At 40.2% G+C, this 25,307-nt stretch carries 26 protein-coding genes and 4 tRNA genes; 9 read left to right on the top strand and 21 right to left on the bottom strand.

All coding sequences use genetic code 11. The annotated features are described in order from the left end of the window. Positions 1-35 precede the first annotated feature (35 nt). From nth to PISS_RS09525, 12 genes are all read right to left on the bottom strand, one after another. On the bottom strand, positions 36-668 hold the full coding sequence (gene nth / locus PISS_RS09580) for an endonuclease III (protein ID WP_013465287.1): 633 nt from the start codon (positions 666-668) through the stop codon (positions 36-38). A 46-nt stretch (positions 669-714) separates the two neighbouring features. Further along, complete coding sequence (locus tag PISS_RS09575; RefSeq protein WP_058154904.1) at positions 715-1,413, bottom strand: electron transport complex subunit E; 699 nt, start codon at positions 1,411-1,413, stop codon at positions 715-717. Next, positions 1,410-2,048: an electron transport complex subunit RsxG gene (gene rsxG / locus PISS_RS09570; protein ID WP_013465285.1), complete on the bottom strand. Its 639-nt coding sequence runs from the start codon at positions 2,046-2,048 to the stop codon at positions 1,410-1,412. The genes PISS_RS09575 and rsxG overlap by 4 nt, the downstream gene beginning before the upstream one ends. Further along, positions 2,045-3,103, bottom strand: a complete 1,059-nt coding sequence (rsxD, locus tag PISS_RS09565; protein WP_016900423.1) for an electron transport complex subunit RsxD — start codon at positions 3,101-3,103, stop codon at positions 2,045-2,047. Before rsxD ends, rsxG begins: the two co-directional genes overlap by 4 nt. Then, positions 3,100-5,490, bottom strand: a complete 2,391-nt coding sequence (gene rsxC, locus PISS_RS09560) for an electron transport complex subunit RsxC (RefSeq protein WP_016900422.1) — start codon at positions 5,488-5,490, stop codon at positions 3,100-3,102. Before rsxC ends, rsxD begins: the two co-directional genes overlap by 4 nt. 8 nt (positions 5,491-5,498) lie before the next feature. Further along, on the bottom strand, positions 5,499-6,053 hold the full coding sequence (gene rsxB, locus PISS_RS09555; protein WP_013465282.1) for an electron transport complex subunit RsxB: 555 nt from the start codon (positions 6,051-6,053) through the stop codon (positions 5,499-5,501). Between the two features lies 1 nt (position 6,054). Beyond that, positions 6,055-6,636, bottom strand: a complete 582-nt coding sequence (rsxA, locus tag PISS_RS09550) for an electron transport complex subunit RsxA (RefSeq protein ID WP_008115244.1) — start codon at positions 6,634-6,636, stop codon at positions 6,055-6,057. A gap of 244 nt (positions 6,637-6,880) precedes the next feature. Next, positions 6,881-8,824, bottom strand: a complete 1,944-nt coding sequence (locus tag PISS_RS09545; protein ID WP_058154903.1) for a bifunctional diguanylate cyclase/phosphodiesterase — start codon at positions 8,822-8,824, stop codon at positions 6,881-6,883. A 173-nt stretch (positions 8,825-8,997) separates the two neighbouring features. Continuing rightward, positions 8,998-9,074, bottom strand: a tRNA-Asn gene (locus PISS_RS09540). 23 nt (positions 9,075-9,097) lie between these two features. Continuing rightward, positions 9,098-9,174: transfer RNA gene (locus tag PISS_RS09535), tRNA-Asn, on the bottom strand. Between the two features lie 21 nt (positions 9,175-9,195). Beyond that, positions 9,196-9,272 (bottom strand) — tRNA-Asn (locus PISS_RS09530). A gap of 21 nt (positions 9,273-9,293) precedes the next feature. After that, positions 9,294-9,370 (bottom strand) — tRNA-Asn (locus PISS_RS09525). Positions 9,371-10,408: 1,038 nt separating this feature from the next. Here PISS_RS09525 and PISS_RS09515 point away from each other — a divergent pair. The 5 genes from PISS_RS09515 (at position 10,409) to PISS_RS09495 (ending at position 16,491) form a co-directional block, all read left to right on the top strand. Further along, entirely contained in the window at positions 10,409-11,788 is a 1,380-nt protein-coding gene (locus PISS_RS09515) for an MATE family efflux transporter (RefSeq protein ID WP_058154901.1), read from the top strand. Beyond that, the gene (uvrB, locus tag PISS_RS09510) at positions 11,785-13,779 is read left to right on the top strand and encodes an excinuclease ABC subunit UvrB (RefSeq protein ID WP_013465278.1); all 1,995 of its coding nucleotides are present in this window, start codon (positions 11,785-11,787) and stop codon (positions 13,777-13,779) included. Before PISS_RS09515 ends, uvrB begins: the two co-directional genes overlap by 4 nt. Beyond that, positions 13,780-14,709 (top strand): class I SAM-dependent methyltransferase, encoded by a 930-nt coding sequence (locus PISS_RS09505; protein ID WP_024601104.1) that lies wholly within the window; start codon positions 13,780-13,782, stop codon positions 14,707-14,709. A gap of 8 nt (positions 14,710-14,717) precedes the next feature. Beyond that, complete coding sequence (locus PISS_RS09500; protein WP_024601105.1) at positions 14,718-15,383, top strand: tRNA (adenine(22)-N(1))-methyltransferase TrmK; 666 nt, start codon at positions 14,718-14,720, stop codon at positions 15,381-15,383. Positions 15,384-15,477: 94 nt separating this feature from the next. Next, positions 15,478-16,491, top strand: a complete 1,014-nt coding sequence (locus PISS_RS09495; RefSeq protein WP_058154900.1) for a hypothetical protein — start codon at positions 15,478-15,480, stop codon at positions 16,489-16,491. 11 nt (positions 16,492-16,502) lie between these two features. Here PISS_RS09495 and PISS_RS09490 read toward each other — a convergent pair whose 3' ends face one another. Beyond that, positions 16,503-16,745: a hypothetical protein gene (locus PISS_RS09490; protein WP_013465274.1), complete on the bottom strand. Its 243-nt coding sequence runs from the start codon at positions 16,743-16,745 to the stop codon at positions 16,503-16,505. A 166-nt stretch (positions 16,746-16,911) separates the two neighbouring features. On the opposite strand from PISS_RS09490, the gene PISS_RS09485 reads away from it, so the two are divergent. Then, positions 16,912-17,361 (top strand): methyltransferase family protein, encoded by a 450-nt coding sequence (locus PISS_RS09485; RefSeq protein ID WP_024601107.1) that lies wholly within the window; start codon positions 16,912-16,914, stop codon positions 17,359-17,361. 60 nt (positions 17,362-17,421) lie between these two features. Here the strand turns inward: PISS_RS09485 and queC are convergent, their stop codons facing one another. Then, the gene (gene queC, locus PISS_RS09480) at positions 17,422-18,078 is read right to left on the bottom strand and encodes a 7-cyano-7-deazaguanine synthase QueC (protein WP_013465272.1); all 657 of its coding nucleotides are present in this window, start codon (positions 18,076-18,078) and stop codon (positions 17,422-17,424) included. A gap of 145 nt (positions 18,079-18,223) precedes the next feature. Between queC and queE the strand changes: the two genes are divergently transcribed. Next, the gene (gene queE, locus PISS_RS09475) at positions 18,224-18,889 is read left to right on the top strand and encodes a 7-carboxy-7-deazaguanine synthase QueE (protein WP_055013381.1); all 666 of its coding nucleotides are present in this window, start codon (positions 18,224-18,226) and stop codon (positions 18,887-18,889) included. A 129-nt stretch (positions 18,890-19,018) separates the two neighbouring features. On the opposite strand, the gene PISS_RS09470 is transcribed toward queE, so the two are convergent. The 3 genes from PISS_RS09470 to PISS_RS09460 form a co-directional block, all read right to left on the bottom strand. After that, entirely contained in the window at positions 19,019-19,291 is a 273-nt protein-coding gene (locus PISS_RS09470; RefSeq protein WP_058154897.1) for a hypothetical protein, read from the bottom strand. Between the two features lie 15 nt (positions 19,292-19,306). Continuing rightward, positions 19,307-19,609, bottom strand: coding sequence for a hypothetical protein (locus PISS_RS09465; protein ID WP_058154896.1), 303 nt, complete (start codon positions 19,607-19,609; stop codon positions 19,307-19,309). A gap of 116 nt (positions 19,610-19,725) precedes the next feature. Beyond that, the gene (locus tag PISS_RS09460; RefSeq protein ID WP_058154894.1) at positions 19,726-20,190 is read right to left on the bottom strand and encodes a hypothetical protein; all 465 of its coding nucleotides are present in this window, start codon (positions 20,188-20,190) and stop codon (positions 19,726-19,728) included. Positions 20,191-20,525: 335 nt separating this feature from the next. Between PISS_RS09460 and PISS_RS09455 the strand changes: the two genes are divergently transcribed. After that, complete coding sequence (locus PISS_RS09455) at positions 20,526-22,004, top strand: substrate-binding periplasmic protein (RefSeq protein ID WP_058154892.1); 1,479 nt, start codon at positions 20,526-20,528, stop codon at positions 22,002-22,004. 133 nt (positions 22,005-22,137) lie between these two features. On the opposite strand, the gene PISS_RS09450 is transcribed toward PISS_RS09455, so the two are convergent. The 3 genes from PISS_RS09450 to PISS_RS09440 form a co-directional block, all read right to left on the bottom strand. Beyond that, on the bottom strand, positions 22,138-22,584 hold the full coding sequence (locus tag PISS_RS09450) for a hypothetical protein (protein WP_024601113.1): 447 nt from the start codon (positions 22,582-22,584) through the stop codon (positions 22,138-22,140). Positions 22,585-22,699: 115 nt separating this feature from the next. Continuing rightward, positions 22,700-23,158, bottom strand: coding sequence for a DMT family transporter (locus PISS_RS09445; RefSeq protein WP_058154890.1), 459 nt, complete (start codon positions 23,156-23,158; stop codon positions 22,700-22,702). Positions 23,159-23,165: 7 nt separating this feature from the next. Continuing rightward, complete coding sequence (locus tag PISS_RS09440) at positions 23,166-23,600, bottom strand: DMT family transporter (protein ID WP_054201161.1); 435 nt, start codon at positions 23,598-23,600, stop codon at positions 23,166-23,168. A gap of 96 nt (positions 23,601-23,696) precedes the next feature. Between PISS_RS09440 and PISS_RS09435 the strand changes: the two genes are divergently transcribed. Then, positions 23,697-24,629, top strand: a complete 933-nt coding sequence (locus PISS_RS09435; RefSeq protein ID WP_010388467.1) for a LysR family transcriptional regulator — start codon at positions 23,697-23,699, stop codon at positions 24,627-24,629. Between the two features lie 197 nt (positions 24,630-24,826). Here the strand turns inward: PISS_RS09435 and bcp are convergent, their stop codons facing one another. After that, the gene (gene bcp, locus PISS_RS09430; RefSeq protein ID WP_024601114.1) at positions 24,827-25,306 is read right to left on the bottom strand and encodes a thioredoxin-dependent thiol peroxidase; all 480 of its coding nucleotides are present in this window, start codon (positions 25,304-25,306) and stop codon (positions 24,827-24,829) included. Between the last annotated feature and the right edge of the window lies 1 nt (position 25,307).

The following is a 25,307-nucleotide window of genomic DNA, read 5'->3' as shown; positions in this document are numbered from 1 at the left end:
CTAATGTCCGTTATCGTATCAAAGCAGTCTAAACATTACTCAGTCTTATCTTTAAACTCACACAAGTCTTCAATTATACAACTGCCGCATTTTGGTTTGCGGGCTGTACAAACATAACGTCCATGTAAAATGAGCCAGTGATGTACGTCTACTTTAAATTCTTTGGGGATCACTTTTTCAAGCTTTTGTTCAACGGCTACCACGTCTTTACCCATGGCAAGCTTAGTACGGTTTGATACACGGAATATATGCGTATCAACTGCAATTGTCGGCCAGCCAAAAGCGGTGTTCAGTACCACATTGGCTGTTTTACGGCCAACGCCAGGCAGGGCTTCGAGCGCTTCACGATTCTCAGGCACTTCACCGTTATGCTGATCAACCAGTATTTGGCACATTTTGTAAACATTAGCGGCTTTGGAATTAAACAAACCGATGGTTTTAATGTAATCACGCAGTGTGTCGTGGCCAATATCTAAAATAGCTTGCGGTGTATTAGCAACCGGAAAGAGTTTACGGGTGGCTTTATTTACCCCTACATCGGTGGCTTGTGCTGAGAGTGTTACGGCAACTAGCAACTCAAACGGGCTTGAATATTCAAGCTCCGTTTCAGGATGTGGGTTGTCATCGCGCAAGCGAGTAAGTATTTGGTAACGTTTTTCTTTATTCATCTCACTTAAAACGCATTAGCTTTTATTAAGTTAATGTGTTTTCCCCTTAGGTTAAGCTAGTAACACGTGCACGTGGGCCTTTTTCAGCTTCTGGCGGCGTTACTTGTTTTGATTTTATTTGTGCATCAATGACGTTTTTTGCGGCGATCAGCAGCCCAAGCCCTAAGAATGCGCCTGGTGGTAAAATGGCCAGTAAAAACTGGCTATCAAAGCTAAATACTTCGATGCGTAAAGCTGAAGCCCAAGGACCGAGTAATAAATCGGCGCCATCGAATAAGGTGCCTTGGCCAATCAGCTCTCGCATAGCGCCAAGTACAATCAGCACCAACATAAATCCTAAGCCCATCATCAAGCCATCAAAGGCAGATAAATACACTGGATTTTTAGAGGCAAATGCTTCAGCACGACCAATAATGGTGCAGTTAGTCACAATCAACGGAATGAAAATCCCCAGAGATTGATAAAGGCCAAAAGTGTAGGCGTTCATTAACAGCTGCACAATCGTCACAAAACCGGCAATGATCATTACAAAAACCGGTATTCTGATATCTTTAGGCACCCAGTTGCGCACAAATGATACGGTAATATTAGAGCCCACTAACACTAACAAGGTTGCTAAGCCTAAACCTAGCGCATTAGTGATTGTGGAGGTAACAGCAAGTAAAGGGCATAAACCTAATAACTGTACTAAGGCGGGGTTATTTCCCCATAAGCCTTCTTTGTAAAGGGTTTTTAATTCACTCATGGTGTTACCTCAGGGCAAGCATTCGCTGCTGCAAAAAGATCATCAAAGTTATTTTGTGCATACACTACGGCGTTTTTAACTGAGCCAACTACAGCGCGAGGCGTAATGGTTGCGCCAGTAAACTGATCAAACTGACCGCCATCTTTTTTAACGGCCCAACGCGCGTCACTTTCGCTTTGTACTGTTTTTGAATTAAATGAGGTGATCCAGTCTGATTTTTTAATTTCGACTTTATCGCCCAAACCTGGGGTTTCTTCATGCTTAGTAACCCTTACACCAGCAACGCTGCCATCGCGATATACCGCGCTAAGCAAGTTTATATCGCCACTGTAGCCGCTAGGAGTGACATGACGAATGACTAATGCAACGGGCTCGTCATCTTTACGTGCACGGTAAATTACTTGGTTGTCGTATGGCCCAAGTAAAGGGTCTGATATAATCACACAATCTTGAGAAAGTTCATTAGTGTACTTGCTGTGCGGTAATACTTCTTGTAACTGATTAGTTAATTGCAGTTGCTCTTGCTCTGCAATCTTATCGGCCGTTAACGAGTTTATGGTGGCCACTAACCCTGTTGTAAGGAGTGCGAAGCCGCATAATATTGCGCCATTTTTTACCATTGAAGAAATAATCATTTTACTGCTCCATGGCCATAGGTTCTTGGTTGCGTGTAGTAATCAATAAGCGGAACTGCAATATTGATCAGTAATACGGCAAATGCAACGGCATCCGGAAAGCCACCAAATGTACGAATTAAATACACAATTAAACCAATCGCGGCACCATAAATAAGGCGGCCTCGATTAGTGGTCGCAGCTGATACAGGATCGGTTGCAATAAAAAAGGCTCCGAGCATAGTCGCACCACTAAATAAGTGAAATACCAGACCCGGCTCAGTGCCTGGCGAGGCAATATAACCAATTGCAGCGCATAGGCTTAAACTGGCAATAAAACTCATTGGTATATGCCAGTTAATCACTTTTGTTTTTAATAAATAAAGGCCACCGAGTAAGAAGGCTAAATTAACCCAACCCCAACCTAGGCCAACCCATTCATTAAATACCGGTTTTTGCATACTTTCAGTGACGGTAAGGCTATGAGCAATATCTGTTTTTAACGTATCAAGAGGGGTGGCCATCGTGCTGCCATCAATACCCACTCTGAGCTGATCTAAGCTGTATCCTAACGTTGTAAAGTCACTAAATATTAGACTAAGCTGCTGGCTAAAAGTAATGCCCTTATTGAGTAACTCTGTAACGGGTAACCAGGCCGTCATTTGCACAGGGAACGACACTAATAAAAGTACATAAGCTGCCATTGCAGGGTTAAATAAATTAAAGCCTAAACCACCATAAAGTTGCTTAACAATAACAATGGCAAACAAACACCCTATAACAATAACCCACCACGGCGCTAAAGGCGGAACACTAATCGCTAATAGCACGCCGGTTAGCCATGCGCTGCCATCGCTTAATGAAGGCCAAATAGGGCGCTTACGCATTAGCATAATGGCTGCTTCAAATGCGCTTACACACACTAACGCTAATAATAATTGAATAAGGACACCGGTGCCAAAAAATACAACTTGTGCAATAACACCAGGAATACAGGCCGCAATCACAGTTAGCATTAACCGTGTCACAGACTTGTGACTATGATTGTGGGGTGAACTGGCCATGGTTAGTTTCATGACTGATCGTTTCCTTCTTTTTGTTGCTTTTTAGCTTTAGCACGGGCAATGGCGGCGGCTACGGCGGCTTTTTTCTTCGCTTGAGCTGTTTGCTGTGAATTTTCTGAAGATTCATCGTTGCCTTGTGGCTCAGCGTTTTCATTCTGTTGTGCTAATGCATTAGCTTGTGCTGCTTTCTTAGCTTTAGCACGGGCAATAGCAGCAGCTACCGCAGCTTTTTTATCATCGGCAGCGGCTGGCGATTCAATTACTGTGTCATCACTTGGCGCTTGCTCATTGGCTTGTGCAGCCTTTTTGGCTTTAGCACGAGCGATAGCAGCAGCCACGGCGGCTTTTTTATCATCGGCAGCGACTGGTGATTCACTTACTGTGTCATCACTTTGCGCTTGCTCATTGGCTTGTGCTGCTTTTTTGGCTTTAGCACGGGCAATGGCTGCAGCTACCGCGGCTTTTTTATCATTGGCAGCGACTGGCGATTCACTTTCTGTGTCATCGCTTGCTGTTTGTGCATTGGCTTGTGCTGCTTTTTTAGCTTTAGCACGGGCAATAGCAGCAGCTACCGCGGCTTTTTTATCATCGGCAGCGACTGGCGATTCACTTACTGTGTCATCACTTTGCGCTTGTTCATTGGCTTGTGCTGCTTTTTTGGCTTTAGCACGGGCAATAGCGGCAGCAACGGCTGATTTTTTATCATCTACAGGCTCGTCATCACCATTGTTTTGTGCTTTTTGCTCTTTATAAAGGCGAGCTTGCTCTTTACGTGCTGCGCGCTCTTTTGCAACTTCACTGTTATCTGGCTCGAGTTCGCCACCTTGCTTTTTCGCTTTAGCACGCGCAATTGCCGCTGCTACAGCTGATTTATTGTCACCATCGCTGGTTTTATCTTTAACGCGGGCAAGGGCATCGGCTACTTTTTGCTGCTCTTCGGTCGATTTAGGGGCAGGTTTACGTTTATGGCGATTTTTTCGCTCAGCTTGTTCTTGCTCTAAACGCGCTTTACGTGCATCAAAGCGCTCTTTAGCGCGATCTGATTTTATCTTCTCGGCAATTTGCTCTTTAATTTCAACTTTTGCAACGCGGTAATACTGAACAAGTGGTATTTCACTAGGGCATACATAGGCACAGGCACCACATTCAATACAGTCAAATAAGTTATGCTCTTGGAGTTTGTCGTATTCTTTTGATTTAGCAAACCATTGTAATTGTTGTGGCAATAACGAGGCAGGGCAGGCATCGGCACAGGCACTGCAGCGAATACAGGCTTTTTCTGGGCCAGGCTCTGCTAATTCTTTATGATCTGGGGCAAGTATGCAGTTTGTTGTTTTAACAACGCCAATACGAACTGTGGGTAAGGTAAAGCCCATCATAGGGCCGCCCATGACCACGCGTTGTTGTGGCACCGGTGAAAAACCTTGGCAATCAAGTAAGTGCTTAATTTCAGTACCTAATAACGCCCATACATTGCCTGGATTATGTATAGTATTGCCGGTAACGGTAACGACACGTTCAATTAAAGGTTTACCTTCGTATACAGCTTGCTGAATCGCAAATAAAGTGCCGGTGTTATGTACTAAAATGCCGATATCAGCAGGGATACCGCCGTTTGGTACTTCACGGTTAGTGAGCAGTTTTATTAGCTGTTTTTCACCGCCAGAAGGGTAAACAGTAGGCACGGTTTGTATTAAGATATGCTCGTTATGCTTCGCCGCTTCTGTCATGGCTGTGATAGCCTCGGGCTTATTGTCTTCAATGCCAATAATACACAGCGTCGGATTGAGTAACTGCTGCATTAGCTCAATACCTTTGACTATTTCAGCGGCGTGCTCACGCATTAAGGTATCGTCAGCCGTGATGTAAGGTTCACACTCAACCGCATTAACAATCAAAAATTCAATAGGTTGTTTAATATCAGCTTTTACATAGGTTGGGAAGCCTGCGCCGCCCATGCCAGAGATCCCCGCATTATGAATAACATCAACCAGTTCATCGTGTGATGCAGTGGCTGGGTTTGCTAAAGGCGATAATTCACACCAGGTTTCGTTGCCATCGGGTTCAATAATAATGCTCAATTCAGGTAATGCCGAAGGATGCGCTGATGGCATAGGCGTAATATCAATAATAGTACCTGATGTAGGTGCATGTATTGGCACCGACCAATTAGCTGATGGCTTTGTTAACGCTTGGCCTTTTAACACGTGCTGGTTTTTTTCAACTATTAATTTACCACTAGCGCCAATGTGCTGCTTTAAAGGCAGAACAAGTTTTTCAGGCAAAGGGAGTCTGGCTATAGGCGCACTATTAGATAATGATTTCTGCTGAGGAGGATGTACGCCGCCAGGAAATGCCCAAACGGTGCCTTTTTTTATTTGTTCAAGTAACTTTTCCACTCAAACCTCTAATCTATTTGGGTAACAGGAATAGCGTCTAATTGCCATTTCCAGGTTTGTTTTGTTGGTGCAACAGGTAGCATGTCAATACAATCGACCGGACAAGGTTCAACGCACAAATCGCAGCCAGTGCATTCGTCAATTAGAACGGTATGCATTTGACGTGTTGCACCCACAATGGCATCAACAGGGCAGGCTTGAATACATTTAGTACAGCCAATACATTCATCTTCGCGGATATACGCCACTGTTTTAACCGGATCTGCTTGTTCGCCGCCAGCGAGGGGTTTAGCCTCAACCCCCATTAAATCAGCTAGCTTTTTAACGGTCGCTTCACCACCTGGAGGGCATTTATTTATTTCATCGCCATTGGCAATGGCTTCTGCATAAGGACGACAGCCCGGGTAACCACATTGGCCGCATTGTGTTTGCGGTAAAATAGTGTCGATTTGTTCTACAACAGGATTACCTTCAACTCGAAAGCGTACTGCTGCAAACCCTAAAATTAATCCGAAAATTAACGCCAGCAAACCCAGCGCTATTAAAGCGTACAACAAGGTCATATTAAAACTTCACTAATCCAGTAAAACCCATGAAGGCCATTGACATTAAACCTGCCGTTATCATTGCGATTGAGGCACCTTTAAATGGGGTTGGTACGTCTGCTGCGGCTAAACGTTCGCGCAATGCAGCAAATAAAACCAATACTAATGAAAAACCCACCGCAGCACCAAAGCCATAAACGGCCGATTGTAAAAACGTGTGATCTTCTTTGATATTTAATAAAGCAACACCCAAGACCGCACAGTTAGTGGTTATTAAAGGTAAAAATATTCCCAGTAACCGGTAAAGCGTTGGACTGGTTTTTCTGACAACCATTTCAGTAAATTGTACAACAACAGCTATCACTAAAATAAAGCTCATTGTTTTCAGATAGGTAATATCCAATGGTAATAAAATATACTCATTTACTAAATAGCTTGTCACAGAGGCAAGCGTTAGCACAAAGGTGGTTGCCAAAGACATACCTATGGCTGTATCAAGTTTCCCCGACACGCCCATAAACGGGCAAAGGCCTAAAAATTGTACTAATACAAAGTTGTTGACTAACACTGTTCCAATTAATAACAAGACGTATTCTGTCATGTGTGCCTCACGCTAATAAAATCCCGTGTATTATCCTTTTTTCTACTGTGATTAACAACACGTTGAGTGATTATCAGTTAAATAAACAACGTTAAATAATGGGCTAATTGTAAAGGGTTAAAATCAAGGGACTTTGCAATTAAAAAACTGTCAGCATTTTAACGGCTGAAAATTCATAAAAGCACACTTTAAAACGTAAAAAAGAGCATACATGCTCTTTTTTACGTTAATTGGAGTAGAGGCGTTAGATGTCTTTGGGCTTTTCAATGTAGTAACCTTGAACACCATCTAGGCATAACGTTTCTACAATGTGTTTTTCTTCTTGGCTTTCAACGCCCTCAGCAAAAACACTGACGCCAATTCGGTGTGCAAGGTCGACCATTAAACGCATAAAATACTGATTATTTTTATCATCCTCTAAGCCTCGGGTATAACTTGCATCCATTTTAATAAAGTCTGGTTTTAAATCTCTGAAAAACTTAAATGATGTGAGTCCTACACCAAAGCGTTCAACAGTAATTCTGGCTCCAACGCGATGCACCATATCAATAAAACGTTTGCTTGCTTTAATGTTTTGTTGCAGACCAAATTCACTCACCTCAAAAATTAACTTAGAAGCAATATGGGTATCTTTAAGCAAACGACGCTCTAACCAAATCATAAATTGGTCACTGTGCGCACTTGAAGGGGTAATATTTAAGCCAAAGTATTTTTCAGATAAATTACTCGATTTTATTCTTTCTAATGACGATTCTATAATTAACTTATCAATTTCTATTGCCATATCGAGCTTTTCAGCCATTGCTAAAAATGAAGCGGTAGGCAAAGCTTGATTTTCTTCTGTTTTGAAGCGGGCTTGAATTTCAGCATAGGCTTTAATGCTTTTACCTAATGGCATAATATTTTGGATCACTAAATGGACACTTTTAGACTCGATCACTTCGTTAATCACTTTACGCCAGTTTTGGTTACCAAACCCTGCGCTCACATTATTAACAAGATCAGTATCGCGCTGCACATGCCACGCATTAGCTTGCTTAGATTGCGCCATACTCATTGCGTTATCAACGATAGAGAGCAACTCACCTAAAGGTTTGGCTTTTTCGTACCCCACAATACCTGTGTTTGCAACCGAGCTAAGCTCTTGGTTTTGCATATATTGAGTAAAGCGAGATTGTAAGTTTTCACCAAATTTTTCAGCTTCTTTTAACGGGGTATTCGGCAATATAATTATAAAGTCAGAGCTGTTTACTCTAAAAACTTGACTGCCGGAATAGGTACCACTGATATTTACTATGATATCTGCAACCGACTTAATGTACTCATCACCTTTTTGATAGCCTCGACTTTGATTAATTGACTGTAACTCACTACAGCGGACAAGTGCTAAAGAGCCAAATGTACTTATTTCGGTGTTTTCTATATTTTTTTCGTAGTAATCAACAAACATATTGCGATTACCTAATTCAGTAACGCCGTCTTTGTAGGCTTCACGTTTAATATCGTGGGCTGCATTTTTTATATTGTCGTTTTTGCTTTTTAAAAAGTGCGATAAACGATTAAAGCTAGGAATTAAACTTTTCCCCAACTTAGCTAACTCAGGTGAATCAATTTTAGTTGCAAAATCATCACCTAGTTGGTTTTGATTGATATATACATCAATAACATCAGCAACGTCCGTACATATATTGTCGTTAATGTGCTTAACAATGGTTTTCATCAATATAATAGGTATTAGGGCGAGTAGGGTGCTAACAATTAAAATAACAAAAAACGCGGTTTGAAACTGCTCACCCAAGTGAGTAATGTTTAATTTAAATTCAATTTTTATATCGGCGTTATTATTTGTGGCGTACTGAGGACGTACTGAGTTGCTACTAGATTGAATAAGCTCAGCAATAAAAGGTAATTGCACTGCATTGTTAACCGAAAATACTTCAACGCCTTGATAGTCACGTAAAACAAAATTTGAAAAGGTTTCACTAGTTGCAAGCGTGTTTTTAAGATTTTCTGCTGATATATCTGCCGCAGAGAGATTTTTAATGTATTGCTCAACGGTCGCTTGTGCATTTTTTTGAGCATTGCCGATGGCATTATCAAAATTTTGGCTAATAAAATAACTACCAGCGGACACAAGTACCAGCCAAGCTAACAGTTGTATAAGAATAAGTTTTTTGAAAGCTGCCATTATTTAATCTTTTTATGTCAAATGGGGGAGGACACAACCTCATGATTATTAAACTAATTATAGCTCGATATCAATAGTTATCAAATGGTTAGTTTTTTAAGCAAAAAAGTTTTTATTTTAAAAGAAGAATGGTAGAGCAAATTGGAGGGTATGTCTATGTGATTGTAGTAAATTGGCTCCCCCTCCCCGACTCGAACGGGGGACCTGCGGATTAACAGTCCGTCGCTCTAACCAACTGAGCTAAGGGGGAACTAAAATATACTTTTTATTACTTGGCTCCCCCTCCCCGACTCGAACGGGGGACCTGCGGATTAACAGTCCGTCGCTCTAACCAACTGAGCTAAGGGGGAACTACATCATAAACATAAACTTGGCTCCCCCTCCCCGACTCGAACGGGGGACCTGCGGATTAACAGTCCGTCGCTCTAACCAACTGAGCTAAGGGGGAATCGTTTATGGCTGAAAAACTTGGCTCCCCCTCCCCGACTCGAACGGGGGACCTGCGGATTAACAGTCCGTCGCTCTAACCAACTGAGCTAAGGGGGAAGCGTCTTGCCTTTCAACGGGGCGAAATATTAATGACCGCATAGCAAAGTGTCAACATATAAAAGATCATAAATTCAAAAAAGAGGTCTATTCGTTGTTTTTATGTGCAATCTGCGCGTTTTGTAACACTATTTAAGTAAAGCGCAGTGATATTGTTTTATAAAAACAGGGCAATATTTGCATGAAGTTTGTAATTTGAGGCAATAAAGTGATGAGTAAAATTTAAGAAAACGGCTTTTAATAGCAAAAACGCGTTTTATTTCCTGTATTTTTATAAAGCGATAATTAACTTATTTAAAATAAATGGCTCCTTTTTATTTTGGAACGTTAAAACGGTTGAACTAAATGCGTATTACTTACGTAAACTGAAATTAGCGCTAAAACATAATATAAATTTTGACTGCAGCAGCAATGCTTTGTACAAAAATAAAACAATCAATGAGTTAGCTACCTGTTTGAGTGTGTTACCCACTGATATTAGCCTAAGAAAAAATCACCTTCATACACATAACAGGGGCATACGACGCTGTTTGCATATTGGTAACGGAAAAAACCAAATGATCTGACAATTTAGCACCACGTTGTAGCCCTTTATAAACGTGGGGTTGATTGAGTTATCCACGGTTTCTGTGGATAACTCTGTTTATGAAACTTTAAGAACATCAGCACCCCCAGCATTGTAGGGCGATACAACGATTTCAAGTATTTAAAAGCTTTTTTTTTATACATTTAAAAACAGTAACTTACGATTCAGCTAAGTTACTCACTTAATCGATAAATAAAATTTTTCGTGACGATAAAACACAGTCTCTGGCTGTGTGATAAATCAACAAAACCTAAAAAATAAATGTTGCAAAAGTTACATAAATGTATTTTATTTGGTTTTTAGTGTGTTAGCGCAAAATTTGTTTACAAAGGCATAAAAATAACAGTTTTTAGATTAAATGTTTAATTAATTGTTTAGATTTAATAAAGCATGGCTTGAACAGCTCGGATGCTTTAAAATATGCCGTTCAGTAAAAGAGGCTTATTTATTTTATGCGCGCACATTCTCAATCACATACTCGCCCTGACTTACTCACCGCTCCAATCTTGCCTACACTAAAGAAAATGACCATTCCGATGATCTTTGGGATGATCACCCTAATGATGTTCAACATAGTTGATACTTTTTTCATTAGCTTATTGGGTACTGAGCCGCTTGCTGCAGTAAGCTTTACATTTCCCGTCACTTTTACCGTTATTAGTTTAGCGATTGGTTTAGGCATAGGTACCTCAGCGGTAATAGCAAAAGCATTAGGCAGTAACAATATTGAAGAAGCGCGTTTTGATGCCAGTATATCGTTGTTGATTGCGGTGGTATTAGTGTTGGTTTTATCTACGTGTGGCTATTTATTAATTGATCCTATTTTTACTTTACTCGGAGCTGGGGAGCAAGTATTACCGCTCATTCATGAATATATCAGTATTTGGTTTTTAGGCAGTGTATTTTTAATTACCCCGATGATTGGTAATTCTGTACTGCGTGCCAGTGGCGATACTAAAACACCGAGTATTATTATGGGTGGAGCGGGACTTATCAATGCAGTACTCGATCCTGTACTTATTTTTGGTTTTGGCCCCATTCCTGCGTTTGGCATTAAAGGAGCCGCCATCGCCAGTGTTATAGCATGGGCAGTTGCTGTGGCAATTATTTTATACTTATTAATTGCTAAAAAGCGCTTATTGAGTTTAAAAGCAGGGTCGCAAACGGTTATTGGAGCTATTCGTAAAATATTAAAAATAGGCTTACCCGCAGCTGGTGCTAACATGCTAACACCGGTTGCTATGGCAGTAATGACGGCATTGGTTGCACATCATGGCCCAGAGGCTGTGGCTGCTTTTGGAGTAGGGAGTCGAATAGAATCAATAGCGAGTTTGGTGGTATTAGCATTATCGATGACTTTGCCACCTTTTATTAGTCAAAACTTTGGAGCCAGTCATTTTTCTCGCGTAAAGGATGCCTACCTAGGAACCTTAAAATTTGTGATGTTATGGCAGTTTGTTATTTATATTTTATTAATTATGTTCTCAGGCGCCATAAGTGAAATATTTGGTAAGGAGCAAGCCGTTGTTGATGTCATCAAGCTGTTTATTTATACCATCCCATTAAGTTATGGCTTGCAAGGAGTGATCATTTTATCCAACTCCTCGTTTAACGCTTTACACAAACCCATGAACGCCTTAGTTTTGAGCGTCATTCGGTTATTTATTTTTTATGTTCCCTTTGCGTATATCGGGAATGAACTGGCAGGTTTAATCGGCTTGTTTATTGGCGCGGCCATTGGTAATTTATTCACAGCCCTTGTAGCCTATAAGTGGTTTATGAGAGAAATTGAAGCGTTAAGCAGTCAAGCATTACAGGAGTGTAGTCATTGAGCGATCATTTTCAGTTAGAATCAAAATTTAAACCCGCTGGGGATCAGCCTACCGCTATCGCTCAGTTGTGCGAAGGTTTAGAAGCAGGGCTTGCTCATCAAACCTTATTGGGCGCAACAGGGACGGGAAAAACCTTCACGATGGCTAACATCATTAGTGATTTAAATCGCCCCACTATTATTATGGCGCACAATAAAACCTTAGCGGCGCAATTATACGGCGAGATGAAAGAATTTTTCCCGCATAATGCGGTTGAGTACTTTGTATCTTACTACGATTACTACCAACCAGAAGCCTACGTGGTAGCCAGTGACACCTTTATTGAAAAAGATGCATCCATCAATGAACACATTGAGCAAATGCGGCTCAGCGCCACTAAAGCGCTGTTAGAGCGTCGCGATACCATAATCGTTGCGTCGGTATCGGCGATTTATGGTCTGGGCGATCCTGATTCATACATGAAAATGATGCTGCTTTTAAAAGTGGGCGAAAAAGTCGACCAGCGCGATATGCTGCGCCGTCTTGCAGAGCTACAATATACGCGAAACGATATTGATTTTAGTCGTGGTACATATCGTGTTCGCGGCGAAGTGGTGGATATATTCCCCGCTGAATCAGATACCTACGCAGTACGTGTAGAAATGTTTGATGATGAAGTTGAACGCCTAAGTATTTTTGACCCCCTCACTGGTGCTGTTGAAAAACATATAGTGCGTGCAACTATTTACCCTAAAACTCACTATGTAACGCCACGAGAAAAAATACTCGAAGCCATCGAAAAAATAAAAGTTGAACTTAAAGAGCGCAGGGCACAATTACTCAGCGCTAATAAATTAGTTGAAGAGCAACGTATTGCGCAGCGTACCCAATACGACATAGAAATGATGACCGAGCTTGGTTATTGCTCAGGCATTGAAAACTACAGCCGTTACTTATCGGGGCGTACACCTGGTGATCCACCGCCAACATTACTTGATTATTTACCCGACGATGCATTAATGATTATTGATGAATCGCACGTAACTGTCTCGCAAATTGGCGCTATGTATAAAGGCGATAGAAGTCGTAAAGAAAACCTCGTTGAATACGGTTTTAGAATGCCCTCGGCCATGGATAACCGTCCACTGCGTTTTGAAGAATTTGAAGCCATTGCACCGCAAACTATTTATGTGTCGGCCACACCGGGTGATTTTGAATTAGAGCGCAGCAATGGCGAGGTTGCTGAACAAGTTATTCGTCCAACCGGCTTACTTGATCCATTAATAGAAGTGCGTCCGGTTGGCGATCAGGTTGATGACTTACTCTCAGAAATTTATAAAAGTGTTGAAAAAGGCGAGCGTGTATTAGTTACAACACTGACTAAACGCATGGCTGAGGATTTAACCGACTACCTGAGTGAGCACAATGTAAAAGTACGCTACTTGCACTCTGACATAGACACCGTAGAGCGGGTTGAAATTATTCGTGATTTACGTGCCGGTGTGTTTGATGTGTTAGTAGGCATTAACTTACTACGTGAAGGTTTAGATATGCCAGAAGTGGCATTAGTAGCTATTTTAGATGCCGATAAAGAAGGCTTTTTACGCTCAGCTCGCTCGCTTATTCAAACCATAGGCCGTGCTGCGCGCCACCTTGATGGTCGTGCTATTTTATACGGTGATAGAATCACTAAGTCGATGGCCAAAGCCATTGATGAAACCCAGCGACGCCGCGATATACAGCATGCTTATAATGTTAAGCACGGTATTGAGCCTAAAGCACTGATCAAAAAGATACTCGATGTAATGGATGTAGGTGAAGATGCTTCACCGCAAGATAACTTACAGCTTATTCGTAAAGAGTCTAAAAAAATTCTTAGTGCGAAAGAAATTGCCACGCAAATTAAGCAGCTTGAAACCAAAATGCATGCCTACGCCAGTGATTTAGAATTTGAAAAAGCCGCCTCTGTACGCGACGAAATACATGAACTACAACAACAGTTGATTAATTAAATGACAATCGATTTTACTCCTCTTATTAATGCATTAGCAGACACGCCTTTTGCAGATAACGAATTATGCCGCGTATTTCATGGTCGCGGCCACAGCGTAGAAGCGCTAAGCCATATTAACTTAGACTTTTATCCACCGAGTTTGTTTTTGGTGTCATACAGTGAAATTGATGAGGTAACACTCACTACGCTCACCGATATGTTATGGCAGTGGGCACAACAACATCATCCAGAGCTAATTACTGCATTGGTGTATCAGCAGCGAGCGGGGCTGCAAAGCCATAACACCCTTGTTCACGGGCAATTGCCCGCGCGCCATAGCGTAGCCGAAAATGGTGTGCGTTTTTTGGTTGATTTAATGAGTAAGCAAAACACCGGTATTTTTCCAGATATGCGAAAAGGCCGTGAGTTTGTCATGCAAAATAGTAAACATGCCAAAGTACTTAACCTGTTTTCTTATACTTGTGGTTTTTCGGTAGCGGCTATGCACGGCGGTGCCGATCATGTGATGAACATGGATATGAGCAAAGGCGTGTTAAAAGTCGGTAAGCAAAACCATCAATTAAACAATGTTGATAGGGGCGTCAGTTTTTTACCGCATGATATTTTAAAGTCGTTTGGTAAGCTAAAAAAAGCCGCACCGTTTGATTTAATTATTGTTGATCCACCCAGCTTTCAAAAAGGCAGTTTTATATTAACAAAAGACTACCAAAAAGTGCTGCGCAGACTTCCTGAGCTTTTAAACGATACTACACAGCTGTTGTTATGCGCTAATAGCCCAGAGCTTTCAGAAAACGACTTTAAAGCACTTATTCAAGAACATACTCAAGGTGCTATTGAGTTTGTTAAACGCCTAGAACCGACTGATCGCTTTATTGAAATTGATAGCGATAAAAGCTTAAAAGCATTGGTGTACAAAACAAAAACATAGTGAGTTAAATGAAACTGAGTAAACGTTTAAACGCCATCAATTCATTAATTACAGAGCCTTACGATATTGTTTGGGATTGTTGCTGCGATCATGGCTTTTTAGGGATGGCGTTACTTGAGCGCGATATAGCAAAACATATAAATTTTGTGGATATTATTCCAACGTTAATGGAAGCGCTCGAACAGTCGCTGCAACAATTTGAGCAAGGTAAATCTTTACCTTCATGGCAAGTGCGCTGCGAAGATGTTGCGCAAATTAAATTGCCAACAGCTGCAAAGCAAGTGGTGGTTATTGCTGGTGTGGGGGGCGATTTATGTTTAAAGCTTATTGAACAAATTATTGCCAACAACCCGCAAAGCTTGCACCAACTCAGTTTTATTATTTGCCCCATTCAGCATCTTTACAAAGTGCGCGAAGGTTTAAAAGCCTGTAATTTAAAGCTCGAAAACGAGCAAATTATTGTTGAAAACAAACGTTTTTACGAAGTATTACACGTTAGTGTAAATGCCAGCCAAACACTCACTCAAACCGGTGCTCAAATGTGGGATAAACACAATCCACAACATCATCAATATCAGCAGCAATTGCTTAACCATTATACTCGAATGCTCAATAAAGATAGACTTTACTATCAAAAAGTTATAACAGAGTATCAACGAGTATTTGAATGCTAAATACTCCTGTCAGTGTGATCGGTTTTTGTGATTAACTACGTAAAGTGCTTCATAGTTAATATCTTGCCACTAGGCGGATTTATTTGGTTTAAATATGTCAGATAAAAATATAAAAATTGAGCCATTATTAGGCGATGGGCAAAAGTGGCAACACAGTTACGAGCAACCGATTTCGTATGCGCCGTTAGTACAACTGGCCAATAATAATTGGATTGTTCCCCAGCATTTTTTACGTTACAAACATACGCTAGCCAGCGTTAATGAAGTGCTTAACGACATTAGTTTTTCTACTCACTTTAGTGTGTTAGCTGCAGAAAAAAACAGTGATATTTATCTGCAAGTGGCGGTACTTAGTCCAGATAATTACCGTGCTGAGAACAAAGCAAAAAAGTTACTGTTTGGTCGTCGCTGGCCAGTAGAGCAAAATTTGCCAACCTCAGAGCTTATTCAAACAGCATTTTTAGCATTGAAAGTGGCACGCGAGCATGAAGTAAGAGAGCTTTTTCAGCTGCAGCATCAAGGCGCAACCAGCACGCCGTTTAATAATCATCATGATTTACCTGTTATGGCGCAAAACCCTGAGCTTGTTAAAAGCACATCGTTTAAAAATATTCCATTGAGCGACCTGATAGAGCGCCTGGTGTTTGCGGATAATAAAATTGCGCTAATTAACTGCCAAGCCATAATCACCGGCGAGCAGGTGTATACGGTTAAACTTCATTGCGATAGTTGTCAGCTAAGCGAATTTAATAATAAAACCTTGTCATTTTTAGCACCTGATGCAACAATCAACAGCTTTTTACATAGCTTTATTGCCGCACTGGTTGCTGTAAGTAACGAGTATGTGAGTGAGCATTTTAAATACCAAGGCTTTGCGCGCTTTAGTAAAGATGTACACGCAGAGCAGGTCGGGGAGCTAAGCATTGCCATGCGTTCACCAAGTTCAGTTAGTTTATGTTCTATGGGTAAGCAAGAGGCGAATCAGTTAAACTTTGAAATAGACAGCGGCAGGGCACCCCAAGGGTGTGGACAAGCCATTGGCGGGTTTTTAGCTGCCCATGGTATAGAGCAGCCAGAAAATGCACATTTATACCCTAATTATTTATAACTAAGGGACAGCTATAGTTTGTTTATTTCTTGTTTTACGCTATAGCTTGAGTCGGTAACAATGGCTTCAAGTGTTTGTACTCGCTGTTTGAGTTCAGTCACTTGCGCGGTTACTTCTGCTAGTTGCTTATGAGCATCTTGATTGTTGTCTTGAACTTTATGTTTAAACTCAAGGTGCTTTTTATACATATCGTAAATAACCCCCGAACCTACAGAAATAAGTACAATGAGAACTATCATTGTTGTGCCAGACATAATTACTTCCTTTAATTTTATTTTAAGTTTAAATTATAACCATAATTAAGCGCCGATAAAGCTAATTAATTGTAACTTTATTTGTATTTATAAAGTCATTGTTATTATTTGTGCCGCCACCATATAGTAACCATGCAGTTTTTTTTAATCGATACAAGGAATAGGTATGTTAAATAATAAAATTCCACCGGTTGTCGTTGTGGTATTTTTCGCTGCTGTTATGGCACTGATTGCGCATTACACAGTAATAGACTTTACCGCCTTCATAACTTACCTAGCATTAGGATTAGTCGCTATAGGTTGTTTCTTTTGTGTTGCTGGGGTCGTCAGTTTTCGTTTAGCCAAAACCACGGTACTACCAAATAAACCTGAGCAAGCAACAAGCTTAGTTACCTCAGGGGTATATAAACTCTCACGTAACCCTATGTATTTAGGCTTTGCTTTTATACTGGCGGGGTGGGGCGTGTGGCTAAGCTCTATTTGGGCTTTTTTAGGTATTGTGGGCTACGTTGGTTATTTAACGCTGTTTCAAATCATTCCCGAAGAGCGGGCGTTACATCAGTTATTTGGTGAGCAATTTGAGGATTACAAATCGCGGGTAAAACGCTGGCTTTAATGTTTTTTCATACTAAAAAAGGCTACCCTTGGTAGCCTTATAGTGTGCTTATTTTAAACTTTACTCGTATTCAAGCGGGTCGGTTACGTTGTTCAGCTCAAAGGCTTCTAAACGTTCTTGGCAAGCGCCACATTTGCCACAGGCCTTATCACGACCGTTATAACAGGTCCATGTTTGGCTGTAGTCTAATCCCATTTTAATACCATCGGTTAAAATATCGATTTTAGTATTATTTAAATACGGGCTAAAAATTTCTACCGCATCGTAATTAGCAATACGACACACATCATCCATCTTTTTAACAAACTCAGGGCGGCAATCTGGGTAAATAGCATGATCGCCCGAATGCGCACCGTAATATACTTTGCTTGCTTTAAGCGACACCGCATAACCTACCGCTAAAGAAAGTAAAATCATGTTGCGATTAGGCACAATGGTGCTTTTCATGCTTTCTTCTTCGTAATGGCCTTCTGGCACATCAATATCGTCCGTTAACGACGAACCACCAATAAGCTGATTAATTGCCGATATATCAACAATTTTGTGCGGTACATTTAGCTTTTCACATACGCTGGCGGCGACTTTAAGTTCTTTAACATGACGCTGACCATAATCAAACGAGAGGGCATAAACATCATGGCCTTGCTGCAGGGCTTTATTTAATACAGTAAATGAGTCCATACCGCCGGAATAAATAACAACTACTTTTTGCGTCATACGTGGTTTGCTCTTTAGTTTTGATAGAGGTTTATATCAGGGCGCGATATACTACACGGCCAAGGCATAAATGACAATTTTTGCACCGTGCTTTGTGATTTCTAATAGTAACAATTTTGCCGTCAGGTTGTAAGTGAGATTTCTTTTGTACAAAATTAATGAAGTGTTTGAAACCATTCAAGGTGAAGCGAGTTTTACTGGTACGCCGTCTATTTTTTTACGCCTGCAAGGTTGCCCTGTGGGATGTTCATGGTGCGACACAAAGCAAACTTGGGATGTTGATAACGTATATAAAGTATCACTTGATGACACGGTAGAAAAAAAAGCCGACTCAGATCATTGGGCCGAGGCCAGTGCAGCGCAGGTACTTGAGTTATTTAAATCCCGTGGCTATACCGCCAAGCATGTTGTTATAACCGGTGGCGAACCTTGCATGTATGATTTGAACCCAGTATGTAATTTACTGCATGATCATGGCTTTAGCACACAAATAGAAACCAGTGGCACCTTTGAAATTCTTGCCCCTGCCCAAACGTGGGTTACGGTATCGCCAAAAATTAATATGCGTGGTGGTTACAAAGTATTGAGCAGTGCTATGCAACGCGCCGATGAAATTAAACATCCGGTTGCTATGCAAAAGCACGTAGAAGAACTGGAAGAGTTATTTGTCGCCACGGGTGTTAACCCAAAACTGGTATATTTACAGCCAATCAGCCAAAAAACGTCGGCAACTAAATTAGCCATTGATACTTGTATCGCCAAAAACTGGCGCTTATCAATTCAAGTACATAAGTATTTGGGTATTAGTTAAACAGAAAGAGCAGTTATAAGTGCTTAGCTGTAAGCGTTAAACTGCTTGGCGTTAAGTTATATTACCTAGGTTGGGTGAGTAAACCCCAACCTAACTCAACAAATTTCAGCTCATAAAGCCAAGCAGGCTTTAAATATAATTTTCATCAATAAACTGGCACCACTGCGGTGTATTTAATTCTGGTACGTTTGGCTTATCTCTAATACCGAGTTTAAACATGATCACAGAGCGCCATTCTAAAGAGCCAATGTCTGGCCCATGTCCATAACCGTCACCGGTATTAATTTGCTGTTCAACATGGTTAAACCATGCTTCAGAGCACGGCGAATATTGTTCATCTTTTTGCGCAACACTACTGCATCCAGCAATAATGAGTAATAAAGGGGCCATTAATAGTCTCATATTTTACCTATGTGTTTATTTTGCTAATCGCTGCTGTGTTAAGTTTAAACGCTTATGTGAGCTGTATACTTGCAACCTTTCATCGTCCGTAATTAAAAATGCATCCATTTCTACAGATATTAAAGCAGATATGGGGAAAATCTCTAAAACACCAAGATCAGCAAGTTTAGCTGAAAGAAGTGCCGTTTTGCCATTAGCAATAAAAGTAGAATGTTGATCACGAAAATCGCCATCAACATATAGTTTTGCACCACCAAACCATGAGTTAACAATTTTAATTTTATGGCCCTTAACTGTGAATTCGAACTCTTTTCTCATTTTCAAACTCCATTTTTTGAAAAGTGTATAACATGTTAACGCCGTAAATAAACGGCAGAAGATAGTTGGCAATAACTTGTTGGGAACGAACAAAATAATCTGTTTTTATCCCACTTCTAATTTGTTTTGTTCAATTGCGATTTGCACAATACATTTTGGTTAAGTTTATTACCAAACAAAAATTTCAACCTTTCTGTACCACCCGTTTTTTCATAAAACTCTTGTAATGTAATTTCTTTTTTCTCGTAGCTCATTAGCTGCCAAAAACCGTAAAAGCCTTTGAACCAAAAGTAATAAAACACCGCTCCAACAGCCAATAGGAAATATGCTGATTTGCCAACTTTTCGTTTGTACTTTATGGCGCAATAAAAAAACCAGACACAGCTTAAAACTGCCACTATTAAAAATGCCGTAAAAGGTGTAATTGCAGTATCAATATTATCCCAAAGGAAGCTTAGACAAATTGAACTCCAATCTAACCCCATAGAGAAAATTAAAGTAATTTTAAAAAAGAAATATAATAAAACGGTAGTAAACACCGCATATAAGATCCCACTTTCCTTGTACTCTTCTTTATTCAATACTTGTCCTTATTGAGCGATTTAATAATCTTATAGTGCGCGAGTCGTGCAGGTTTATATCCATACCACGCTCACTTTTCTTCTGTAAAGTTTTAACAAATTACCTAAGATATTACTATCACTAACTTTTCTATGATTTTTAAGAAAAGCTAATATTTAAAAGCGTTGTTATTGAGCAGCGCTTTTGTTTTTATTTTGTATTGGCCTTGAGCCTTGAGCCTTGAGCCTTGAGCCTTGAGCCTTGAGCCTTGAGCCTTGAGCCTTGAGCCTCAAACTAACACCTAAGTTTGCAAAGTATACGGGGGGTGCATATATTAAACTAAGTGATTGGGAGAATGCGCTTGGTTAAATACCTACTACCGTTGTTTGTTTTTTCTTATGTTTTTATAAACTCGGCTTTTGCTACTGTAAAAGTGGGCGTGACTCACTGGGTTGATTACACTAATCCGGATGAAACAGGCGTTTATATTGAATTATTAAAAGAAGTTTATGCGGATGAACAGCTCGAGTTTGATTTTAGTACTTACAAACGAATTACCAATTTATTTGAACAAAAACAATATGATATTGTTGTTGGTGTTGCTAAAGAGGATATTCCTTTAGCTTATTATCCTAATTGGTATTTAGACTACGATTACCCAATTAATGCGTATTTTGTAGATTCTGCTCATAAGTTTAATAAACTGTCTGATTTAAACAACAAAGTATTAAGCTGGCTTGATGGCTACAATTTCGATAAGTTTATTGAATACCCACACGATTATTACCCGGCTTCTACTATTGAAAACGCAGTGGCACTGCTACTCAATAAACGCATAGATGCTTTCGTTGATTTTGACTACAACATTCCCAAAGAGTACAAATCAAAGCTTAATTATGTAGAGGTTGTGCCCGCAAGGCCTATTTATTTAGCCTTTTCGAATAATGAAAAAGGGAAAGCCTTGGCGCGAAGATTTGACCAAACAATGCCAAAATTAAAATCATCGGGAAGGTTGCAGGCATTATATAAATCAGATTATGAAAATACGCGTTTTGCAGAGTTTGACGCAAATAAAACAAAAATCGTATTGAGTAGTAACGATGAGTCTTTGCTACGACTGAACTCAGTTACCGAAGGAAAATCACTCGACGCGCAGCTTTATAAGTTAATTTTGGCTGAAATGCGAGATTACAGAATTGAGTTTGTAAAAGCGCCAGATACCAATGTTGAGGTGCAATTTGGCATTAGTCATTGTTTCGCCAATAAAATTAACACGCCAGAACGAGCAAGCCGCTATTTAATATCAAAGCCGTTTTCTTTGTATCTCGCACCGCGACTTTATTCTCCAAATAACTTGGCTCAATTTAAACATATAAAAAATTTAGACGAGTTGGTGTCACAAAGTGGATTAAGGTTGGGGTTATCAAAATTCAGAATATTCTCCGAAGACATTATGTCTCTACTTGAAGAGGTAGATAAAACTAAAATAAAACCAGCTCCCACTAATATATTCTCTAGATTACAACAATTAGCGAAGTTGCAAGAGTTTGATGCGTCTATTGAATACCCCAGTGATGTAGCCACGTATTGGCACGATATAACAGATGCTGATATTCACTCCTTTGATTTGAAATTAAAAACATCGTTTACTGTTGGGCATTTAATGTGTGAGCGCAGTGAAGAAAATATAAAATTTATGCAGAACTTTAATAATACACTCTCAAAATTAATTCAAAGCGATGAATATAAAGCGCTTATATACCACTTTGCGGCTGACTTACCTGCTGAACAGTTTAATAAAATTTATCAGCAAGCACTGTTAGATGAAGAGTGAGAACGCAAGCACAACGTGGTTTTTTAACCGCTAGGGTAGGCATATTTATCATTGAAATAATAAGCCGATGATAAAAATAAAGCCGCCTTTGTAAGGTAGATTTGTATAACGCTGAATACTTGGCTCTGAAAATTCAAACAATGGCACTAACAAGTGCACCTGCGTCAGTAATACCGGCGTCTTTCATGGCTTGGCTAATCATTTGTACCAGCGCGACTACTTGAGATTGTGTTGATGAAACAATATTTGCCTGTGCTTCAATTTGTGCTTGTATGACCTCGTCTTCCGGATCGGATTGAGTTTTTAATTGAGAGAGTAGCTCTTTTTGTTGTTCAAGCTGCTGTTTAAGCTCTTTAAGTTGCTCTATCATTTTTGCGATATATTCAGGCATTTCTGAATTTGCTGTTTTTTCAGCGTTTTGCTCAGCCTCTTTTCCTGAGAGTTTATTGCGTTCTTTGTCTGATAATTGATAATCAGTGTTGTCCTGATTTTTTGTTGTGTCTTTTGTTTGTTGTGTAATATTTGTTTTTTCGGCTGTAATTTTAACGTCAAAGGCTGAGTGTTTATTTAGCTGTATCACGGTTTATTATCCATAATAGTATGTTTATTAATGTTGTTATCGGCCGCGATGCCAAAGTTTAAAGTGCTAAAGCAATAAAAAACGTTGCCTTTGAGCAACGTTTTTTAGGTTTATACTACGATTTTTTGTTTTCAACTTTACCGCTTGAATAAATAAAAAATAATGCAATGGCTAAACACACTAACGCCGCTAGTCGACTGGGTGACAATGCAATAGCCTCATTACCAAGCCAGCCAAAATTATCAATTAATACACTCATGGTTAGTTGACCAAAAATAACCGCGACGGTTGCCAACGCTGCACCTATTTTTTGCACCGCAAGCACCATAATAACAATGTATGGTACGCCACACATGGCACCAAGTAGCTGCCATTTTGGTACATCCATTAAGGTTACAGCATGATTTGGTTCAAAATAAAATATGAGCAGTGCGGTTACTAGTGCACCAACAGAAAAGGTTAAAAAAGCACTTTTAAAAACACCGACGTTACCGCCTAGTCGTCCGTTTAAGGCTGCTTGAATGCTTAATGTTGCGCCACCAATTACAGCTAGAAAAATCATAATAATAGTCATAGTGAGTTTATCCTTGTGCCATAAAAACCAGAGAGATAATAATAAACGCCAAAGCAATAATGCGTTTAACATCGATTTTGCGTTCAGTGGTGCCAAACAAACCGTAATGGTCAATAATTAAGCTTTTGAAAATTTGCCCTGCGAGTATGCCGATCATTGTCATGGCTATGCCGATGTTTGGCGTTGCAATTGTTAAAATAACCACGTAAACAGGGCCAAGCACGCCACCTAATAATAAAGAAGGGGGCTGGCTAAAAAATGAAGGACTATTACGAGGGCTAAAAAACAGCATTAGCAAAAATGTTAAGGCGGCACCAACCGCAAATATACTAAATGTGGCCCACAGTTCACCCACTTCACTACCCAAAGGCCCTAATAACCCCGCTTCTACGGACAAACCCATACCGCCCATAAAGGTCAGTAATATTAATAGAAATTGCATTTATATCCTCCAAATAGTAATTAATACCATTTTAACCCAGCTAATAAGCCAGAAAAACGCTACAATCCAGAATTGACTTTTGCAGGAATTGCACAAATGAATGACATAAATACAGTGAGCATTAAAACACTCGTTACGTTTATCGGTGTTTTTAATACCCATAGTTTTTCAGAGGTGGCTAGGCGGGAGGGGGTGTCTGCGTCAAATATTTCACGCACTATTCAACAATTAGAAGATGCACTAGGGCAGCAGCTTTTTTATCGAAATACCCGTGCTGTTGTGCCAACAGAAGCGGGTCGGTTGTTTTTAGATTATGCACAAACAATCACCGAGCAAATGAATGACGCGAGAAAAGAGCTGCAAGACAGAACGCTCGAACCAACCGGGTTAATTAGAATTAATGCGCCTGTATTTTTTGGCCAAAGGCACATTGCTCCTTGGTTGCCTGAGTTAAGTATTCGCTACCCAAACTTACAAATAGAGTTAACACTTACTGATGACTTTATTGACCCGCATCGAGATGCCACCGATGTTATATTTCGTATCGGTGCGTTAACCGACTCTTCGTTACATGCGCGCGTATTTGGTACTCAAGTGTATCATTTAGCAGCCTCACCAGCGTATTTGAAAAACAACCCTAAAATTACTAACCCATCTGCACTTAAAAATCATCAATGCTTAATTTACAAAGGTTCTTCAGGCGCGAATCGTTGGCTGTTTAAAGCTAAAAATGCATCATGGGCTCATTACTCTGTTGCACCATTACTTGCCTCAAATAACGCTGATACATTATTAACTTGTGCATTAAAAGGCATGGGTTTAGTGCTGTTTCCTGATTGGCTTATTGGTGAGCATTTAAAGGCGGGTACTTTAGTAAAGGTGTTACCTAATTATGATGCAGCAATTAAAACAGAGCCTCAGCAAATAGCGGCTATTTATCCACACACACGCTATGCCCCTTTAAATGTTAGGGCGCTTATTGATTACTTTGCTGATGTTTTCGGTGAACCGCTTTATTGGCAACAATAGCTTAATTGATTTGGTGCTTTAAAAACCAAAAAAGCGTTGCTCTTGAGCAACGCTTTTATTTTTATCTTGTTTAGCCTTTAGCCTTTAGCCTTTAGCCTTTTAGCCTTTAGCCTTTAGCCTTTAGCCTTTAGCCTTTAGCCTTTAGCCTTTAGCCTTTAGCCTTTAGCCTTTAGCCTTTAGCCTTTAGCCTTTAGCCTTTATTCAGCTGCTAAATAATCTAATACCACTTGGTGGTGATCTTTGGTTTTGAATTTATCAAACAAGTGTTTAATTTTACCGTCTTGGCCTACTAAGAAAGTGAGGCGGTGGATACCGTCGTACTCTTTGCCCATAAACTTTTTATAGCCCCACACCCCAAATGCCTCAGCAATGGCATGATCTTCATCTGAAAGTAGATCAAAGTTTAATTCTTTTTTTGTTTCAAAGTTTTTAAGGCGCTTAATCGGATCTGGGCTTATGCCAACAACATGGGTGTTAAATTTAGCAAGCTCGGCTTGTTGGTCACGCAGGTTTTCGGCTTGTACGGTACAGCCAGGTGTTGACGCCTTAGGATAAAAGTATACCAGTACTTGTTTTTCTTTTAATAACTCGCTGAGCACGACGGTTTCGTCATTTTGGTTTTGTAAGCTAAAAGCCGGTGCTGTGTCGCCACTTTGTAATGGGGTAATTTTGTTCATG

Origin of the sequence: Pseudoalteromonas issachenkonii, from assembly GCF_002310795.1 — a bacterium.
Classification (GTDB): Bacteria; Pseudomonadota; Gammaproteobacteria; order Enterobacterales; family Alteromonadaceae; genus Pseudoalteromonas; species Pseudoalteromonas tetraodonis.
Note: the sequence above shows the minus strand (reverse complement) of the source record. Positions and strands in the feature narration are given on the sequence as shown.

Coding starts and splice junctions, on each gene's coding strand:
- nth (WP_013465287.1), bottom strand. CDS start 668: ATGAATAAAGAAAAACGTTACCAAATACTTACTCGCTTGCGCGATGAC.
- PISS_RS09575 (WP_058154904.1), bottom strand. CDS start 1,413: ATGAGTGAATTAAAAACCCTTTACAAAGAAGGCTTATGGGGAAATAAC.
- rsxG (WP_013465285.1), bottom strand. CDS start 2,048: ATGATTATTTCTTCAATGGTAAAAAATGGCGCAATATTATGCGGCTTC.
- rsxD (WP_016900423.1), bottom strand. CDS start 3,103: ATGAAACTAACCATGGCCAGTTCACCCCACAATCATAGTCACAAGTCT.
- rsxB (WP_013465282.1), bottom strand. CDS start 6,053: ATGACCTTGTTGTACGCTTTAATAGCGCTGGGTTTGCTGGCGTTAATT.
- rsxA (WP_008115244.1), bottom strand. CDS start 6,636: ATGACAGAATACGTCTTGTTATTAATTGGAACAGTGTTAGTCAACAAC.
- PISS_RS09545 (WP_058154903.1), bottom strand. CDS start 8,824: ATGGCAGCTTTCAAAAAACTTATTCTTATACAACTGTTAGCTTGGCTG.
- PISS_RS09515 (WP_058154901.1), top strand. CDS start 10,409: ATGCGCGCACATTCTCAATCACATACTCGCCCTGACTTACTCACCGCT.
- PISS_RS09505 (WP_024601104.1), top strand. CDS start 13,780: ATGACAATCGATTTTACTCCTCTTATTAATGCATTAGCAGACACGCCT.
- PISS_RS09500 (WP_024601105.1), top strand. CDS start 14,718: ATGAAACTGAGTAAACGTTTAAACGCCATCAATTCATTAATTACAGAG.
- PISS_RS09495 (WP_058154900.1), top strand. CDS start 15,478: ATGTCAGATAAAAATATAAAAATTGAGCCATTATTAGGCGATGGGCAA.
- PISS_RS09490 (WP_013465274.1), bottom strand. CDS start 16,745: ATGTCTGGCACAACAATGATAGTTCTCATTGTACTTATTTCTGTAGGT.
- PISS_RS09485 (WP_024601107.1), top strand. CDS start 16,912: ATGTTAAATAATAAAATTCCACCGGTTGTCGTTGTGGTATTTTTCGCT.
- queC (WP_013465272.1), bottom strand. CDS start 18,078: ATGACGCAAAAAGTAGTTGTTATTTATTCCGGCGGTATGGACTCATTT.
- PISS_RS09470 (WP_058154897.1), bottom strand. CDS start 19,291: ATGAGACTATTAATGGCCCCTTTATTACTCATTATTGCTGGATGCAGT.
- PISS_RS09465 (WP_058154896.1), bottom strand. CDS start 19,609: ATGAGAAAAGAGTTCGAATTCACAGTTAAGGGCCATAAAATTAAAATT.
- PISS_RS09455 (WP_058154892.1), top strand. CDS start 20,526: ATGCGCTTGGTTAAATACCTACTACCGTTGTTTGTTTTTTCTTATGTT.
- PISS_RS09445 (WP_058154890.1), bottom strand. CDS start 23,158: ATGACTATTATTATGATTTTTCTAGCTGTAATTGGTGGCGCAACATTA.
- PISS_RS09440 (WP_054201161.1), bottom strand. CDS start 23,600: ATGCAATTTCTATTAATATTACTGACCTTTATGGGCGGTATGGGTTTG.
- PISS_RS09435 (WP_010388467.1), top strand. CDS start 23,697: ATGAATGACATAAATACAGTGAGCATTAAAACACTCGTTACGTTTATC.
- bcp (WP_024601114.1), bottom strand. CDS start 25,306: ATGAACAAAATTACCCCATTACAAAGTGGCGACACAGCACCGGCTTTT.